Genomic DNA, 13,289 nt, shown 5'->3' on the forward strand with positions numbered 1-13,289 from the left:
GCAGTGAAACGATGCATCGCCGATGGTAGTGTGGGGTTTCCCCATGTGAGAGTAGGTCATCGTCAAGATTAAATTCCGAAACCCCATTTGCGAAAGCAGATGGGGTTTTGTTTTTGCGCGCGGAAAAGTTATTTGCCCAGCCAACAGCCAACAGCCAACAGCCAACAGCCAACAGCCAACAGCCAACAGCCAACAGCCAACAGCCAACAGCCAACAGTAAGCAGCCAATAATCAGCGCCCATAAAAAAGCCCCGCATCACTGCGGGGCTTTCTGCTACCAGGCGACTTACTTACTCGCTTAGCGTTTCAACTGCTTGGGTCGCTTTTAACGGAGTAGCCCCATCACGACGTTGAATGTACTTCCAGTCTGCTTCGTCAATGTAGATCCCGGCTGGCCCACTGCCGCCTTCCAGGTCAATGGCCACATGTGCCGACACTTGAGGCTTAACGCTCGCCAGAATCGGTACAAAGCCCAGTTGCAGGCTAGTTTCCAGCAACGCTGCCTGGTTTCTTTCATCAATGTCAGCGGCTTCGTCGAGGTAGTAGGGCAGACGAATCCGTCCAGCCTGCTCGCGATCCATCAGGTGCAGCAAGAGGTACATGTTGGTCAGTGCCTTGATGGTCATGGTCGTGCCATTTGACGCCGCTCCATCAATGTCGGTATGGATAACCGGCTGGCTGTTGACCTTGGTGATCTCGAACGCGAGTTCGAACAAGTCCTTCAAGCCGAGCTGGTTGTGGTTAGCTGCAACCAGGCGAGCCAGATACTCTTTGGCTTCCTCGTTCTTGTTGTCCTGCTCGGCGCTCTGGCTCAGATCGAACACCGACAGTGTCTCGCCCTCTTCGTACTGACCGGCGCTATGGATGATCTGGTCGATGTGCTTGAGCGCTTCCTTGTTCGGCGCGAGCACAATACGGAAGCTCTCCAGGTTGGAAACCTGCCGGCGGTTGATCTCACGGTTAAACAGCGCCAATTGGTGCTCAAGGCTGTCGTAGTCGCTGCGGATGTTGCGCAGCGTCCGAGCGATGTCGGTCACAGCGGCACGACGTGCCTTACCCAAAGTTAGCGCTTCATCAGTCCGGTGAGCGTAAGCGTTGATCAGCAGTTGCAAACGCCGCTCCATGTCATCTTCGCTGTCGAACTTGGCGACACCTTTCAAACGCACCTGCGCGTACAGCGCTTCGATCTGACCATCGCAGCGCAACAGGCCCTGCCAGCTGTCCTGATAATCATTGAGCAGTGGCAGCAAGTTCTCCAGCGAGTCATCAACCGGCTCCATGAACGGCGTGCCAAACGGCAGATCGGTCGGGAGCAGCTGACGACGACGCAGCGCGTCATCCAGCGTGCGTTGCTTGGATTCGAGATCGCCGATCTGACGACCGATCAGCTGCAGCTTGGCCGACAGTTGTTGAACGCGCTCGGTGAATGCATCACTGGAGCGCTTGAGCTCATCCTGCGCCGCTTCCATCTGGGCCAACTGCTCAAGCTTCTCGCCCTCTTCGGCGCTCAATGTTTGAGCGCGGCGGAAGTCTTCGAGCGCCTTCTGCGCGTCCAGCACCTGTTGATACAACGCTTCAGTCTGGGTTTTGCTCGCCGCACGGTCGGCCGCGACAGCTTGTTGAGTCTTTAGCTGCTTGAGTTCCTTCTCCAGGCGTTCCTTCTGATCACGCAGCGCGGCGCGATCGGCCAGCGCCTGGAGGGCAGGTGGCTCGATGTTCGACAGGTTGACAGTCAGGCCGGGTACTTCAAAGCGTTCGCCCTTGAACCCATCGAGAATCGCTTCGAGGGATTTGACCCATGCATCGCCATCATCCAGCGCGATGCCTTGCTCGCCCAGTGGCAAGCTGAACAGCGCGCTGTTGAACAGGCGCATAAGACGCTCTACATCAGGCTGCGAGAACTCTTCGCGGAGGCGGGCATAACTGTTGTTGTCCGCATGATCGAGCTGTTGCTTGACTGATTTCAGGCGTTTTTCCAGATCGCGCAGGCGCTCATCCAGATCCTCGGCGCTGAATTGACGCGACTGCGCGAGCGCGCCGGCCAGTTCATCGTGGGCGTCTTTTGCAGCCAGTAACTGTTGTTCCAGGATTTTAACGTCGTCGACCAGCGCGAAGCGGTTCTTCAACACCGCCAATTCGCCGATCCAGCGCTGGATGTTGCTGATCTCACGCTCCAGCCGCATCAGCTCTTGAGTGCTGCCCCGCTGGTCGTTCTGCAGCGAATCCTGTTCGTTACGGTAGTGCTCGCTTTGGATGACCAACTCTTCTTTGCGCGCGTTGGAGTAGTCCTGCCATGTGCCCAGCAGCGAGTCGAGCAATGGCGACAGGCGATGCAGCTTGCCGCGGAGGATGTCGCGCTGTCTCACGCCATTGGCCAGCGCTTCAACCAGCGGCCCGGCGAGCACCAGTGCGTTGTAGTCCTGCTCCATGCGTCGTACGTCACGGAAGGCTTCTTCACACGCGGCGATGTAATCGACGCTGCCGGAACGCAGGCTGTGCTCAAACGCGTCGAGAAACAGCTGCTTCAATTTGGCAGCGGTGATCTCGCGCATGTGCAGCAAGTTGATGAACAGCGCCCGGAACGTTTTGAGGCTCTGCTCACTGGTCGAGCGCAGGGGAATCAGCGTCAGGTCCAGCGGGATCGACGTATGGCCACCGACCAGCAAACGGCGCAGTTCATCGGGCTTGAGCTCATAGGCTTTCAGGCCCTGGCTTTCCAGATTGGCAAACAGCTCTTTCTGGCGCAGGCAGGTGTCGTCCTTCTGGTAGTGAGCCAGGTCCAGCTTGCCGGCATAGGCGAAGAACTGATGACCGAAACCGCCGCCCGGGCCTCGACCGACCACGCCAATCACATGAGGGCCGTGGGGCAGGGAGACTTCGACGAGGATGTAGCTGGTGTCGGAAGCGAAGTAGAAGCGGCGCGATTGATCGAGGCTGTATTTGCCGAAGCTCATGTCCGACATGCGCGCCAGAATCGGGAACTGCAGAGCGTTGATCGACGCACTCTTGCCCAGGTTATTCGCGCCGTAGACCGATAGCGGATGCTCCAGTGGAAACAACCCGAGGCTGTAACCGGCCGTGTTCAGCAGCGCAAAGCGGCGTATGCCGTAGCGTTCCTGGCTCATGCGTCATGCTCCTGTTCTTCAGCGATCGCCCGGGCTAGCGCTTGCTCTTCGGTTTCTGCGGATTCATCGAATTCGGTGAGGTCCAGCGGGTCGTCGGTTTCCAGCAGTCGCTCATCGCTGTCTTCGTCGATCAGCACCGGGGCCGGCAACGGCAGGGCGCTGTGCAGGCTGGCCGCAAGATCACGGTCCTGCTGCACGGACAGGCAGACGTCGAGGAAGCGATGCATCGGCGGCAGGAAGCGATAAATGCCTACTTCTTCGGCGGCGAATCCCAGCTGGGTCATGCGGCGCATGATTTTTTCTTCCAGCTCTTCCTGGGTCTGGACCTCAGCTTGCAGGAACAGATCGCGGTACTTTTCCAGCAGCGAGGGCAATTCGTCACGGCCCAGGCTGCCGCCATCGAGCACGGCGACCGGATCGCGGCCCTGGTCGGCCAAATGCTCGACGAGGATGAATGTGAACAGCGCCAGACGTTGCGCGGTCTTGTTGACCTGCGCGGCTGCCAGATCAGGCACGAAGTAGTAGAACCCACGAGTGTCGCAGACCAGCTCGAAGCCCAACGCCTTGAACAGGCCGCGGTACTGGTCCTGCAGATTGGACAGTTGCGCGTACAGCTCGGGATCGCGGCGGCTGACGTGGTAGCCCTTGAACAGCTCGCGGAAGATCGGCGCCAGCTGGGTCATTTCGGATAGATCAAGATGCATGGGCAGTGCCCTCGGAATTCTCTGGGGTGGCGTCTTTGCTCGAGAGCAGGGCGAAGGAGCGCAGGCTGACGCGGTGCTCCTGGGTCAGGTATTCGCGGCGCTCAAGGCGCTCGCGCTTGAAGCGTTTGTCTCGCGACAGCCGCGAAAACCAATACAGCAATTCATCGGTCGCGCCGGTGGGCTCCTGCTCCAGGAGCCAGACCATCAGATCCGGCATCGGCAGGGCGTCTTCGCAGCGCTCGACCATTTCCCTGACCGTGCGCGGCGCGCGAGGCGGCTCGCCCTTTCGGGTGATATTGGCCTTGGGGAAGCGCGCCGGTTTCGGCTCGAAGCGCGCCAGCGCATACACGTACGCTTCAACCTGATTGGCACTGCCGAGGAACGTGCTTTGCGGGCGGGTGAACATCGGCATCGCCGCTTGTGGCACCGCGTCGAGCCCCCGTCGACGAATCGCCGACAGCGCGAGGGCAGCACCGCGCGTCACGGCGTTGTGGCGACGCGCTTCTTCACGCAGTGGCAGCAGCAGTTCACGCGCGTGGCGCAAGGTCAATTGCGCGCTGGTCTGCATTTCGAGAATGCGCGCGTGGGTGCGCAGGAGCATGTCGTCGTCGACCAGGTGACCGAGACGCTGCTGGTCGGTGAGCATGCGCAGCAGCACGTTCTCGACCTTGCGCACGCCCTGTTCGAAGGCGCCATCGGCGTTCACCAGCTGGATCATCGGCTCGACATATTCATCCCAGGTCGCCAGCACTTCCGCGTAACGCTGACGCAGCGGAATCTGCCGGTCACTGGTCTTGGCGCGTTCGGCCACGGACACAAGGGCCTGTTCGTCATTGGCGAGCTTCTTCAGGACGTCGCGTACGCGCATGTCGAGCAGGCGCAGTTGCCGCGCCAGGTCATTGGCGTCCCGGGCGTCGAAGGCTTCCTGTATATAGCCGGCCAGCCGTTCGAGATGGCGCAGGTACGCTTCGATTTCCAGGCACAAGCCCAGCCGATGCTCGCGCCGCAGGTAGGACAGGAAATCGTGGATCTGCGCGTTCAGCTCGAAACGGTTCGGGCTTTTCGCCACAGGGACCAGAATGTCGAGCCGAATCCAGACGTCCAGCAGAGTGGTGATGTCCTGGGGCGTGCTTTCCAGTTGCTGGGCCGCCAGCTGCAAACGCAGTTCGCTCAGGCTCAGAGTGCCCTGGTCGAAGTGCTCGCAGAGTGGCTCGAGAAGCGCCCAGTGTTCGGCAAGGGCGCGCAGGACGCGCTTAGGTTCGATCATCGGATGGTCGCTGACTGGCAAATAAAAGCGGCGATTGTACTGCATCGCCGGGCTCGTTTTTCACCCTCAGTCGATCAACAGCGGCGTGAAGCGGTGAAGGCCTGTAGAATCTTCCGCCTGACTTTATCCACAGGTAGCTGACCTTTGCTCAACGAGCCTCGTCGTCGCGCTTATCTGACCGCCATGCAGGTGGTCAGCTGGCTGCCGCGCACTGAATTGCCTTTTGCTGCGCCATCGCGTCCCGAATTGCTTGCGCCGGTGCCGCAGCTTGAAGAGGTGCCTGCGCCGATTATTCAGGCGGATACGCCTCGCGCGCCGGATCGCGATTCGCCCTCCGTCGCGCCGACACCCGTTGCGCGTACCGTCGAGCGGCCAAAGATCGAAATCCCTCGCCCCTCCAGCGCGCCCAAGCCAAAAGTGGTGCAGGAGGAAGAGGCCGCACCGGCCGTGGTGAAAGCGCCGGTTGCGCCGCCGCCACGTTTTGCCCTGCAACTGCTGCGCGCCGGGAGTTGCCTGTTGCTCGTGGAGTTGGTGACCGGCGAGCCGTTCCAAAGCCGCGACCCTTCCTATCTGTTGCTCAAAGACATGCTCCGCGCCGCCGGCCTGCCGGACAGTCCGCAGATCATCGGCGAGCCTGTGCGCTGGCCGCTGCTGGTGCGTGGGCAAATGGATCAGGGGCCCGAAGCAGCGCGGGATTTCGTTCAGGGTTTTCTGTACGCACGCGTCGAAGAACAACCCTGCACCTGCCTATGGCTGATCGGCCTTCCGGCGCTGCGTTTCGCGGCTGAAACGGATGCTGAATCTTACAATCTTGAGCTCCAGGTCGATGGCCTGGGGTTAGCCTGGGCGCTGCCGGGTCTGGAACTGTTGATGGACGAGCCCCAGCGAAAGGCCGAAGTGTGGCGCTCCATGCGTCAATTGATGGGCCGTTGGAAGACCGTAGATGAATGACGCAGTAACGTTTCGCCGCATGACCGAAGCTGACCTGGATGCCGTGCTGAAGATCGAATACGCCGCTTTCAGTCATCCCTGGACGCGGGGTATTTTCATCGATGCGCTGAAGTCATACGAAGTATGGCTGATGTTCGAAGGCAGTCAGCAGGTGGGGCACGGGGTGATCAACGTGATCATCGATGAAGCGCACTTGCTCAACATCACCGTTAAACCGGAGAGTCAGGGCCGTGGTTTGGGGCTGATGCTGCTGGAGCAGCTGATGAAGCGCGCTTACGAGATCAATGGCCGGGAATGCTTTCTTGAACTGCGAGACAGCAACCGGTCTGCCTATCGTTTGTATGAGCGATACGGTTTCAACGAAATAGGTCGGCGGCGGGACTACTACCCGGCAGTGGGCGGGCGTGAAGACGCAATCGTCATGGCATGCACGCTGTTCGAATAGTCACAGGTTTGTCGTGGGGGCGAACAGGGTTCATCCCCACACGACTAAGCCGCTGATCAAACGCCAGGCTTGCCATCCAGCGGATCAAGAATGGCCATCTCTTCTTCATCCAGACCATCCCCACCGCCGATGTCATCTTCATCAACGATGCTCAAATCCAGGTCAGCCGGGCCATCTTCACCTGCTTCACGGGGACCGCGCGCACCGTCTTCCCGGATCAATGTTTCCGGGCTCATGTCGTCATCGGTCGGGTTGTGATCTTCGGTAGATGCACCGGTCAGCCCTGCCTCACGTACGCGTTCATCAGGGATCAATGTGTCTAGCTCATCTTCGGGAATCATGTCGCCAATGCGCCCGCTAGGCTCATTGTTGTCGTTGAAGTTGAGCTCTTCCATTGATCCCATGCGGTCTTCGTTGTCATCGATGGGCTCGGGTTGAGTGGCATCGAATGGACGGCGTGAATCGTTCATGGCAAATCCTCAATAATGTCGGTCCTAATGGGTGGACCGGACGACATGGCGAAGATTCCATCCGGTTCCTGATCGGTCGTCGCTGATCGGTCGATCTTCCCGCGTGACCCGAAGCGCCGAGCCCCAGTCATAGCTGAGCATCATTTCCGAGGCATCAACGCATGAACGAACTACAAGACTTGATCGACAACAACGAACGTTGGGCTGCCGCCATCAAGGAAGAAGACCCCGAATTCTTTGCCAAACTGGCCCGCCAGCAGACGCCGGAATTCCTATGGATCGGTTGTTCGGACGCCCGTGTCCCCGCCAATGAAATCGTCGGCATGCTGCCAGGCGATCTGTTCGTGCACCGCAACGTGGCCAACGTCGTGCTGCACACAGACCTCAATTGCCTGTCGGTGATTCAGTACGCAGTCGACGTGCTGAAGGTCAAACACATTCTCGTCACCGGTCACTACGGGTGTGGCGGCGTGCGTGCTTCGATGCAGGATCGTCAGTTCGGTCTGATTGACGGCTGGCTGCGCACGATCCGCGACCTGTACTACGAAAACCGCGAGCTGCTGGCCAAGCTGCCGACTGAGGAAGAACAGGTCGACCGGCTGTGCGAGCTGAACGTGATTCAGCAGGTCGCCAACGTTGGCCATACCAGCATTGTGCAGAACGCCTGGCACCGTGGGCAGAAGTTGTCTGTCCATGGTTGCATCTATGGCATCAAGGATGGGCGATGGAAGAGTCTGAACGCGACCATCAGCGGGCCGGAGCAATTGCCGCCACAGTATCGCTTGCGTCCGCAGGGGGAGTGATCGGGTAGGGCAAGCGTCCATGGAAATTGTAGGCGTGAGCTTGCTCGCGATAGCGTTATTCCAGTCACATTGATGTGAGTGGAAGACGTCGCGAGCAAGCTCATTCCTTCGGGATCGGTGTTAGAGCTGAGCGTTCTTCATTTCCGGCAGCGGCTTCTGCAGCTGCTTGATCTGCCGCGACACTTCACCCGTCCGGCACTTCGCTGCTGCCTGATCCGGCGTCAACTTGCGTACTGTGCTGAAGAACAGCTTGCAGGTCTCAACCTTGTTGGTCACCTGCCAGTTGGTGGTGCACTGCTTCAACAGCGCCGCCGGGTCGCTTGTCGGTTTCTGGCCCATGCCGGCTTGCCAGCACGCCGCGCTCAGGTCCTGGCCCATGACCTTCAAACCGGCCTCATCCGCCCTGGTTTCGTCCCCGCCGTAATTGCTTTTGTCCGCCGCATTCCAGATATAGCTTGGGTGATTCGAACCCAGCACGGGGACGCTTTGCCCGCCTGCCGGACTGATGCTCGCCAGACCCAACACCGGCACCGTCACGTTGTATTGCTGCTTGAGCCACGCACGCACTGGCGCGCCAAACGCGACCATCGGCAGCGACGTGCCCGCCGCACTTTGCGTCAGCTGCTTGACCATGTTGGTCTGGTAATCGGTGAAGTAGCTGTAGACGTTCTCAAGGTCCTTGCCGGCGTTGGAGGGCGCAGCAATGGGCGCGATGTCGATGATGGTCTGATAGGCAGGCGTCTGCTCCTTGGGAATGCCGTTATCCGTGAGCAGCTCGGACCAGCGGTCGGTAGTGGCCGAGAACAGATAGTCCTGAGCCTGAGTCAGCGAGTAGTCCGGCGGGAAATGCAGCAGCTCGACGCTCTTGCGATTTTCCAGCGCCATGCCCAGCGGCAAAAACAGATACCAGTTGTAGGCGAACTTGTTATCGGCGTTGAGTTTGCTCGCGCCAGCGTAGGCCAGGTCGCCTGCGTTGAGCAGCGCTGAAAGCGGTTTGTCGTAGCCGTCCGGCACGCCGGTGATGTCGGCGTAGATCACGTCGTTGTCGTTGTGCACCGCAACCTTGGCCGCGGCGTAACCGTCACGCTGCACGCTTTGCGTGAGGTAGTGCTCGACGGTCTGTTCCAGCGTCCAGTTTCGGAAGCAGATGACATTGCAGTTGTTCGGGTAGGCGAACAGGTGTGTGACGCGTTCCTTGCTCCCCAGTTTGACGTTGACGTCGGCCTGAGCGGTGAGGCTCAGCGTCAGCGCGGTAAGGACGATGCTCAATGCGGCTGTTTTTTTCATGCTCATGTCCTTGTTGGCGTAGACACCCCTCTGCGTGGGTGGTGTTTCGATGATGAAACACTTGGACATGACTGGGAATGGGCAACGATGGCTGCGGGGCCATTTTTAATGGCGCGCTCGTTAAAGCACGAACCGCTGAACCATCGTGTTCAGGTCGGTGGCCAGCATCGAAAGCGCATTGCTCGCCACCGTGGTTTGCTGAGCGCCCGACGCCGATTGCGACGACAGATCGCGAATGCTGCTCAGGTTGCGGTCAACTTCGTTAGCCACTTGCGCCTGTTGTTCGGCGGCGCTGGCGATCAGCGTGTTCCGGTCGCTAATGGTCGACGTTGCGCTGATGATGACGGTCAGTGCGTGACCGGTTGCAGCGGCCTGCTCCAGGGTAAGATTGGCCTGGGCTGCGGTGACGCGCAGGGTTTGCGCGGTCTCCTGAGTGCTTTTCTGTACATCATTGATCAGGGTTTCGATCTCGGTGGTCGACGCGCTGGTGCGTTGGGCGAGAGAGCGCACTTCATCGGCGACCACGGCGAACCCGCGGCCTGCTTCGCCTGCCCGTGCGGCCTCGATGGCGGCATTCAGTGCAAGCAGGTTGGTCTGGTTGGCAATCGCGCGGATGACTTCGAGAATCTTGCTGATGCTCAGCGTGCGCTCGGCCAAACCGTCGGCCTGGTGAGAAGAATCCAGGACGTTGTCGGTCAGCTCCTTGATCGAATCAATGGTGCCGGTCAGGCGCAGACGACCCTCGGCGGCCGCTTCGTTGGACGCCTTCGACTCGCTGGACGTGCTGCTGGCGTTGTCGGCAACTTCTCCGGCAGCCTGACTCATCTGATTCACGGCAACTGCCGCCTGCTCGATCTCATCGTTCTGCAATTGCAGGTTCTTCGCGCTGGCCTCGGCAATCGCGCCCATTTCGTGGACTGACTGGCTCAACTGGCCCGCTGCAGCGTAAATCTGATCGATCGTGCCATGCAGATTGGCGCGCATCAGGCCCAAGGTCTTCAGCAGTTGAGCGGTTTCGTCCTTGCCCTCTGGAATCGGCTGGGGGCTCAGGTCGCCTTGAGCAATGGTGCTGGCGATATGCAGCGACTGACGCAGGGGACGAATGATGCTCAGGCTCAATCGCCACGCCAGCAGCAACGTCAGCACCAATGCCACCACGATGGCGCTGACGGCAATGATTCGGGTCTGCTGGAACCGCGCGCCCGCCGCGTCGACGGTACCCGCCGCACTTTGCTTGTTCAACTCGCGCAGCAACTGCACCTGCATGTCCATCAGGTCACCCTGCAGGCTCAGCGTGGTGTTGAGCAGCATGCGCGCGTCGTCGAGTTTGCGTTGTTCGATCAGCGCGATTTCGTCGTGCAGCCCTGGCATGAAAGCGTTATAGGCATCTTGCAGGGCCTTGATGGAATCCCGCTCGGTGCTGTCGGTGGCATGGGCGAGATAATCGACGAAGCCTTTCTCAACCTCGTTCTTAAGCTGCTCGACGTTGATTTTGCTGGTCACCACTGCGCCGGGGTCGTCGGCATTGGCAATCAGCCTGGCGCTCTCGCCGCGCAACTTGATCAGGTCGATGGCGATCGCGTCGGCCATGGCGATACTGGGCAGCGACCCGCTCTCAACCGCTTCGCCCTGATCCCGGATGCTCTGCATCTGCAACAGGCAGAACACACCGAGCGCCACCAGCAACAGCGCGGTCACGCCGAAGCACAGCACCAACCGCTGGGTAATCCTGAAACGACGCAGGAATGCAGGTTTGGAGGAAGGACGGACTACACGACGCAATAACCTTTTCACTGCCACCCATCCCATCGACGAAAACACCGGAGAGATGGTTATAGAGGTGTTCCGTGATGTCTTTATGACATTGCTGGAGATGTTTCGGAATTGTTGCGGTACGGTCAGATGATGCGATTGAAAATGATGTGAGGGGGTAGTCGGGTGAGCAATGTCAACGCTGTTTGTGGGATAGGTCTCTGCGAGTCTCGGCGGCCTTGTTGAGTTATTTTCTGTACATACAATAATTCAATGCAGACAATCTTCGACATCGCAAAACGCGACATCACCCTTCTTAAGCGTGGCCTCGACTTTGGGGATGCCGGCTTGGTATTCGCCGGCAGACATTTGACCAGCGAAGATTGCCGGCAGGATTACGGGGAGGCCCGCTACATCACGGTTGGTGTGTTGTCAGAACGTATGGTGGTCCTGGTCTGGACACCGCGCGGCGCGGCTCGCCGATCATTTCCATGAGAAAAGCCAATGAGCGCGAACAAAACCTCTACCGGCATCGACTGGGTTGATCCCAACGATGCACCCGAATTGTCCGATGCATACTTCGATCAGGCTGATGAATACGTGGGTGATCAGTTGGTCAAGCGTGGCCGACCACGTGCCGTGGTTGTGCGAGAGCGGATTACCATTCGCTTGGAGCATGACGTGGTGGAGCAATTCCGGGCGTCAGGACCGGGCTGGCAGACGCGAATGAATGCCGCGCTGGTAGACTGGCTAAAAACCCATGAGCCGTCCGAAATAGCGCTATGACCTTCCAGGCCCCCTAAGCACCAATCTCCTCCATAAACTCCATCAAGAACCGCTCCGCGCGTGCATGCCTGACCTGCGCCATGTGGCGCCCCGTGGCCGTTTGAAAGCCCTGCGCCAAAGTGAATATCTTGGTGGTGAAGTGATCGACGGCGAAGCGTTTGTCGTCCAGGTCTCGCTGTTGCGCCTGGGGGTCGGCGGGGTCGTAGAGGTGGCTGCCCATGCGCCCGGACACGTAGAACAGCCGTGCCACGCCGACCATGCCGAGGGCGTCGAGACGGTCGGCGTCCTGCAGGATCTTCGCTTCCAGCGAGGTGGGCGTGATGTCGGCGGAATAGCTGTGGGACTCGATAGCGTGGGCAACGGCCTGGGTGCGCTCTTCTTCCCAGCCCATCTCTGCGAGCAGCTCCGTCGCTTTTGCCGCTGCCAGACGCGAGGCACTTGAGCGAAACGGCGAGTTCTTTTCCACGGAGACGCAGTCGTGGAGCAGGGTGGCGGCAAGCAGGATTTGATGATCGCCGCCTTCGGTGTCGCGAATGGCGCAGACGTTGGTCCAGACCCGGTGCAGGTGGGATACGTCGTGGGAGCCGTCGAGCCTTTCCGCCACGGTGTGGGGAATCAGCAGGTCGGCGAGGGACTGAAAAGGCGCGAAGGAGAGGGCGGTCATGGATCATCCTGTCGATGTCGGCGGACGGTGCGCCAGCATACAGATTGACCCGCGCCTGCGCAGCCGGTTCGCAATGGCGGTTCGCGGACCTCTGCCGCCCACGTTGCGCAGCAGAGATCAGTGAGCCGTCGCGACGCTACATCACTGGCCTTTCATTGCCGCCGTCAGCTTGTCCACGTTGTAACGAAACATCGCCACGTAGGTCGCCGCCGGGCCGTTTGCAGGTGACAGCGATTCCACATACAGCTCGCCGCCCGGGTGCGCGCCGCTGGCTTTTGCGATCTGTTGCACCAGACGCGGGTCGCCAGAGTTCTCGAAGAAGTAGGCGCTGACGTGCTCCTGCTTGATCTGTTGGATCAGCTTGCCAACGTCAGCTGCCGAGGCTTCGGTTTCAGTGGAAAAGCCCAGTGGCGAGAGAAAGGTCACGCCATAGGCATCGCCGAAATAGCCGAAGGCGTCGTGGGACGTCAGCACCTTGCGCTGTGCGACCGGGATGGCGCTGATCTGCGCGCGGGCGTAGGCATCCATATCCTGCAGCTGGACGATGTATTTCTCACCGTTGGCTTTGTAATCGGCGGCATTGTCCGGGTCGGCTTTCTGTAGGGCCTTGATGATGTTTCTGACGTAAACGACGCCGTTTACCGCGCTGTTCCAGGCATGGGGGTCGGTAATCTTCTTGCCGTCTTCTTCCATGCTGCGGGTCATTATCCCGTCAGACAGCACGATTGGCTGGCCTTTGTAGCCGGAGGCAGTGATCAGCCGATCCAGCCAGCCCTCCAGATGCAAGCCGCTGACGAACACCACGTCGGCTTTTTTCAGTGCCTGGGCGTCATTGGGAGTGGGCTCGTAGACGTGAGGGTCGCCGTTGGGCCCGATGAGCGAGGTCACGTGCACGTGATCGCCGCCGACGTTGTGTACCATGTCGGCGATGACGGTGAAGGATGCGACGGTCTCCAGGGTTTTTGCCTGGGCGAAGTTGGCCAGGCCCGACAACGCCAGCGCGGCGGTCAGAAGCGTGAAACGTTTCATGGTGGT

General features: G+C 59.7%; 12 protein-coding genes and 3 pseudogenes. 6 read left to right on the forward strand and 9 right to left on the reverse strand.

Annotated features, from left to right (window positions below):
• Positions 1-290 precede the first annotated feature (290 nt).
• Genes mksF through mksB form a run of 3 tightly spaced genes read right to left on the reverse strand, consistent with a single transcriptional unit; the run spans position 291 to position 5,096 of the window.
• On the reverse strand, positions 291-3,125 hold the full coding sequence (gene mksF / locus AC07VF_RS13165; RefSeq protein ID WP_192174970.1) for an Mks condensin complex protein MksF: 2,835 nt from the start codon (positions 3,123-3,125) through the stop codon (positions 291-293).
• Positions 3,122-3,829, reverse strand: coding sequence for an Mks condensin complex protein MksE (gene mksE / locus AC07VF_RS13170; protein WP_122536222.1), 708 nt, complete (start codon positions 3,827-3,829; stop codon positions 3,122-3,124). The genes mksF and mksE overlap by 4 nt, the downstream gene beginning before the upstream one ends.
• On the reverse strand, positions 3,819-5,096 hold the full coding sequence (mksB, locus tag AC07VF_RS13175; RefSeq protein ID WP_192174971.1) for an Mks condensin complex protein MksB: 1,278 nt from the start codon (positions 5,094-5,096) through the stop codon (positions 3,819-3,821). The genes mksE and mksB overlap by 11 nt, the downstream gene beginning before the upstream one ends.
• Before the next feature lie 144 nt (positions 5,097-5,240).
• On the opposite strand from mksB, the pseudogene AC07VF_RS13180 reads away from it, so the two are divergent.
• The 3 genes and pseudogenes from AC07VF_RS13180 to rimI form a co-directional block, all read left to right on the forward strand.
• A pseudogene (locus AC07VF_RS13180) lies at positions 5,241-5,376 on the forward strand (energy transducer TonB); the annotation flags it as partial.
• Between the two features lie 68 nt (positions 5,377-5,444).
• A pseudogene (locus AC07VF_RS13185) lies at positions 5,445-6,047 on the forward strand (energy transducer TonB); the annotation flags it as partial.
• A complete protein-coding gene (rimI, locus tag AC07VF_RS13190; RefSeq protein WP_237254780.1) occupies positions 6,040-6,492 on the forward strand; it encodes a ribosomal protein S18-alanine N-acetyltransferase in 453 nt (150 codons plus the stop codon). The pseudogene AC07VF_RS13185 and the gene rimI, both read left to right, overlap by 8 nt.
• A gap of 56 nt (positions 6,493-6,548) precedes the next feature.
• On the opposite strand, the gene AC07VF_RS13195 is transcribed toward rimI, so the two are convergent.
• On the reverse strand, positions 6,549-6,962 hold the full coding sequence (locus tag AC07VF_RS13195) for a serine kinase/phosphatase (protein WP_495009162.1): 414 nt from the start codon (positions 6,960-6,962) through the stop codon (positions 6,549-6,551).
• Positions 6,963-7,123: 161 nt separating this feature from the next.
• On the opposite strand from AC07VF_RS13195, the gene can reads away from it, so the two are divergent.
• A complete protein-coding gene (gene can / locus AC07VF_RS13200) occupies positions 7,124-7,765 on the forward strand; it encodes a carbonate dehydratase (protein WP_065991764.1) in 642 nt (213 codons plus the stop codon).
• Positions 7,766-7,885: 120 nt separating this feature from the next.
• On the opposite strand, the gene AC07VF_RS13205 is transcribed toward can, so the two are convergent.
• The 3 genes and pseudogenes from AC07VF_RS13205 to AC07VF_RS13215 all read right to left on the reverse strand — a co-directional run.
• Positions 7,886-9,052: a hypothetical protein gene (locus AC07VF_RS13205; protein WP_495009161.1), complete on the reverse strand. Its 1,167-nt coding sequence runs from the start codon at positions 9,050-9,052 to the stop codon at positions 7,886-7,888.
• Positions 9,053-9,172: 120 nt separating this feature from the next.
• Positions 9,173-10,036: a methyl-accepting chemotaxis protein gene (locus AC07VF_RS13210; protein WP_463583448.1), complete on the reverse strand. Its 864-nt coding sequence runs from the start codon at positions 10,034-10,036 to the stop codon at positions 9,173-9,175.
• A pseudogene (locus AC07VF_RS13215) lies at positions 10,031-10,861 on the reverse strand (MCP four helix bundle domain-containing protein); the annotation flags it as partial. The gene AC07VF_RS13210 and the pseudogene AC07VF_RS13215, both read right to left, overlap by 6 nt.
• Positions 10,862-11,077: 216 nt before the next feature.
• On the opposite strand from AC07VF_RS13215, the gene AC07VF_RS13220 reads away from it, so the two are divergent.
• Together AC07VF_RS13220 and AC07VF_RS13225 are read left to right on the forward strand one after the other, a co-directional pair.
• Positions 11,078-11,299, forward strand: coding sequence for a BrnT family toxin (locus AC07VF_RS13220; protein WP_423574091.1), 222 nt, complete (start codon positions 11,078-11,080; stop codon positions 11,297-11,299).
• Positions 11,300-11,308: 9 nt separating this feature from the next.
• Entirely contained in the window at positions 11,309-11,590 is a 282-nt protein-coding gene (locus tag AC07VF_RS13225; RefSeq protein ID WP_495009160.1) for a BrnA antitoxin family protein, read from the forward strand.
• Positions 11,591-11,603: 13 nt separating this feature from the next.
• Here the strand turns inward: AC07VF_RS13225 and AC07VF_RS13230 are convergent, their stop codons facing one another.
• Together AC07VF_RS13230 and AC07VF_RS13235 are read right to left on the reverse strand one after the other, a co-directional pair.
• On the reverse strand, positions 11,604-12,254 hold the full coding sequence (locus AC07VF_RS13230; RefSeq protein WP_495009159.1) for an HD domain-containing protein: 651 nt from the start codon (positions 12,252-12,254) through the stop codon (positions 11,604-11,606).
• Positions 12,255-12,395: 141 nt separating this feature from the next.
• Positions 12,396-13,283, reverse strand: a complete 888-nt coding sequence (locus AC07VF_RS13235; RefSeq protein WP_423574090.1) for a metal ABC transporter substrate-binding protein — start codon at positions 13,281-13,283, stop codon at positions 12,396-12,398.
• Positions 13,284-13,289: the final 6 nt, after the last annotated feature.

Source organism: Pseudomonas sp. GW821-FHT02H06, assembly GCF_059421525.1.

Bases quoted from the DNA above. Each gene is read 5' to 3' on its own strand.
- mksF (WP_192174970.1), bottom strand. From the start codon at position 3,125: ATGAGCCAGGAACGCTACGGCATACGCCGCTTTGCGCTGCTGAACACG.
- mksE (WP_122536222.1), bottom strand. From the start codon at position 3,829: ATGCATCTTGATCTATCCGAAATGACCCAGCTGGCGCCGATCTTCCGC.
- mksB (WP_192174971.1), bottom strand. From the start codon at position 5,096: ATGATCGAACCTAAGCGCGTCCTGCGCGCCCTTGCCGAACACTGGGCG.
- rimI (WP_237254780.1), top strand. From the start codon at position 6,040: ATGAATGACGCAGTAACGTTTCGCCGCATGACCGAAGCTGACCTGGAT.
- AC07VF_RS13195 (WP_495009162.1), bottom strand. From the start codon at position 6,962: ATGAACGATTCACGCCGTCCATTCGATGCCACTCAACCCGAGCCCATC.
- can (WP_065991764.1), top strand. From the start codon at position 7,124: ATGAACGAACTACAAGACTTGATCGACAACAACGAACGTTGGGCTGCC.
- AC07VF_RS13205 (WP_495009161.1), bottom strand. From the start codon at position 9,052: ATGAAAAAAACAGCCGCATTGAGCATCGTCCTTACCGCGCTGACGCTG.
- AC07VF_RS13210 (WP_463583448.1), bottom strand. From the start codon at position 10,036: ATGCGCGCCAATCTGCATGGCACGATCGATCAGATTTACGCTGCAGCG.
- AC07VF_RS13220 (WP_423574091.1), top strand. From the start codon at position 11,078: ATGCAGACAATCTTCGACATCGCAAAACGCGACATCACCCTTCTTAAG.
- AC07VF_RS13225 (WP_495009160.1), top strand. From the start codon at position 11,309: ATGAGCGCGAACAAAACCTCTACCGGCATCGACTGGGTTGATCCCAAC.
- AC07VF_RS13230 (WP_495009159.1), bottom strand. From the start codon at position 12,254: ATGACCGCCCTCTCCTTCGCGCCTTTTCAGTCCCTCGCCGACCTGCTG.
- AC07VF_RS13235 (WP_423574090.1), bottom strand. From the start codon at position 13,283: ATGAAACGTTTCACGCTTCTGACCGCCGCGCTGGCGTTGTCGGGCCTG.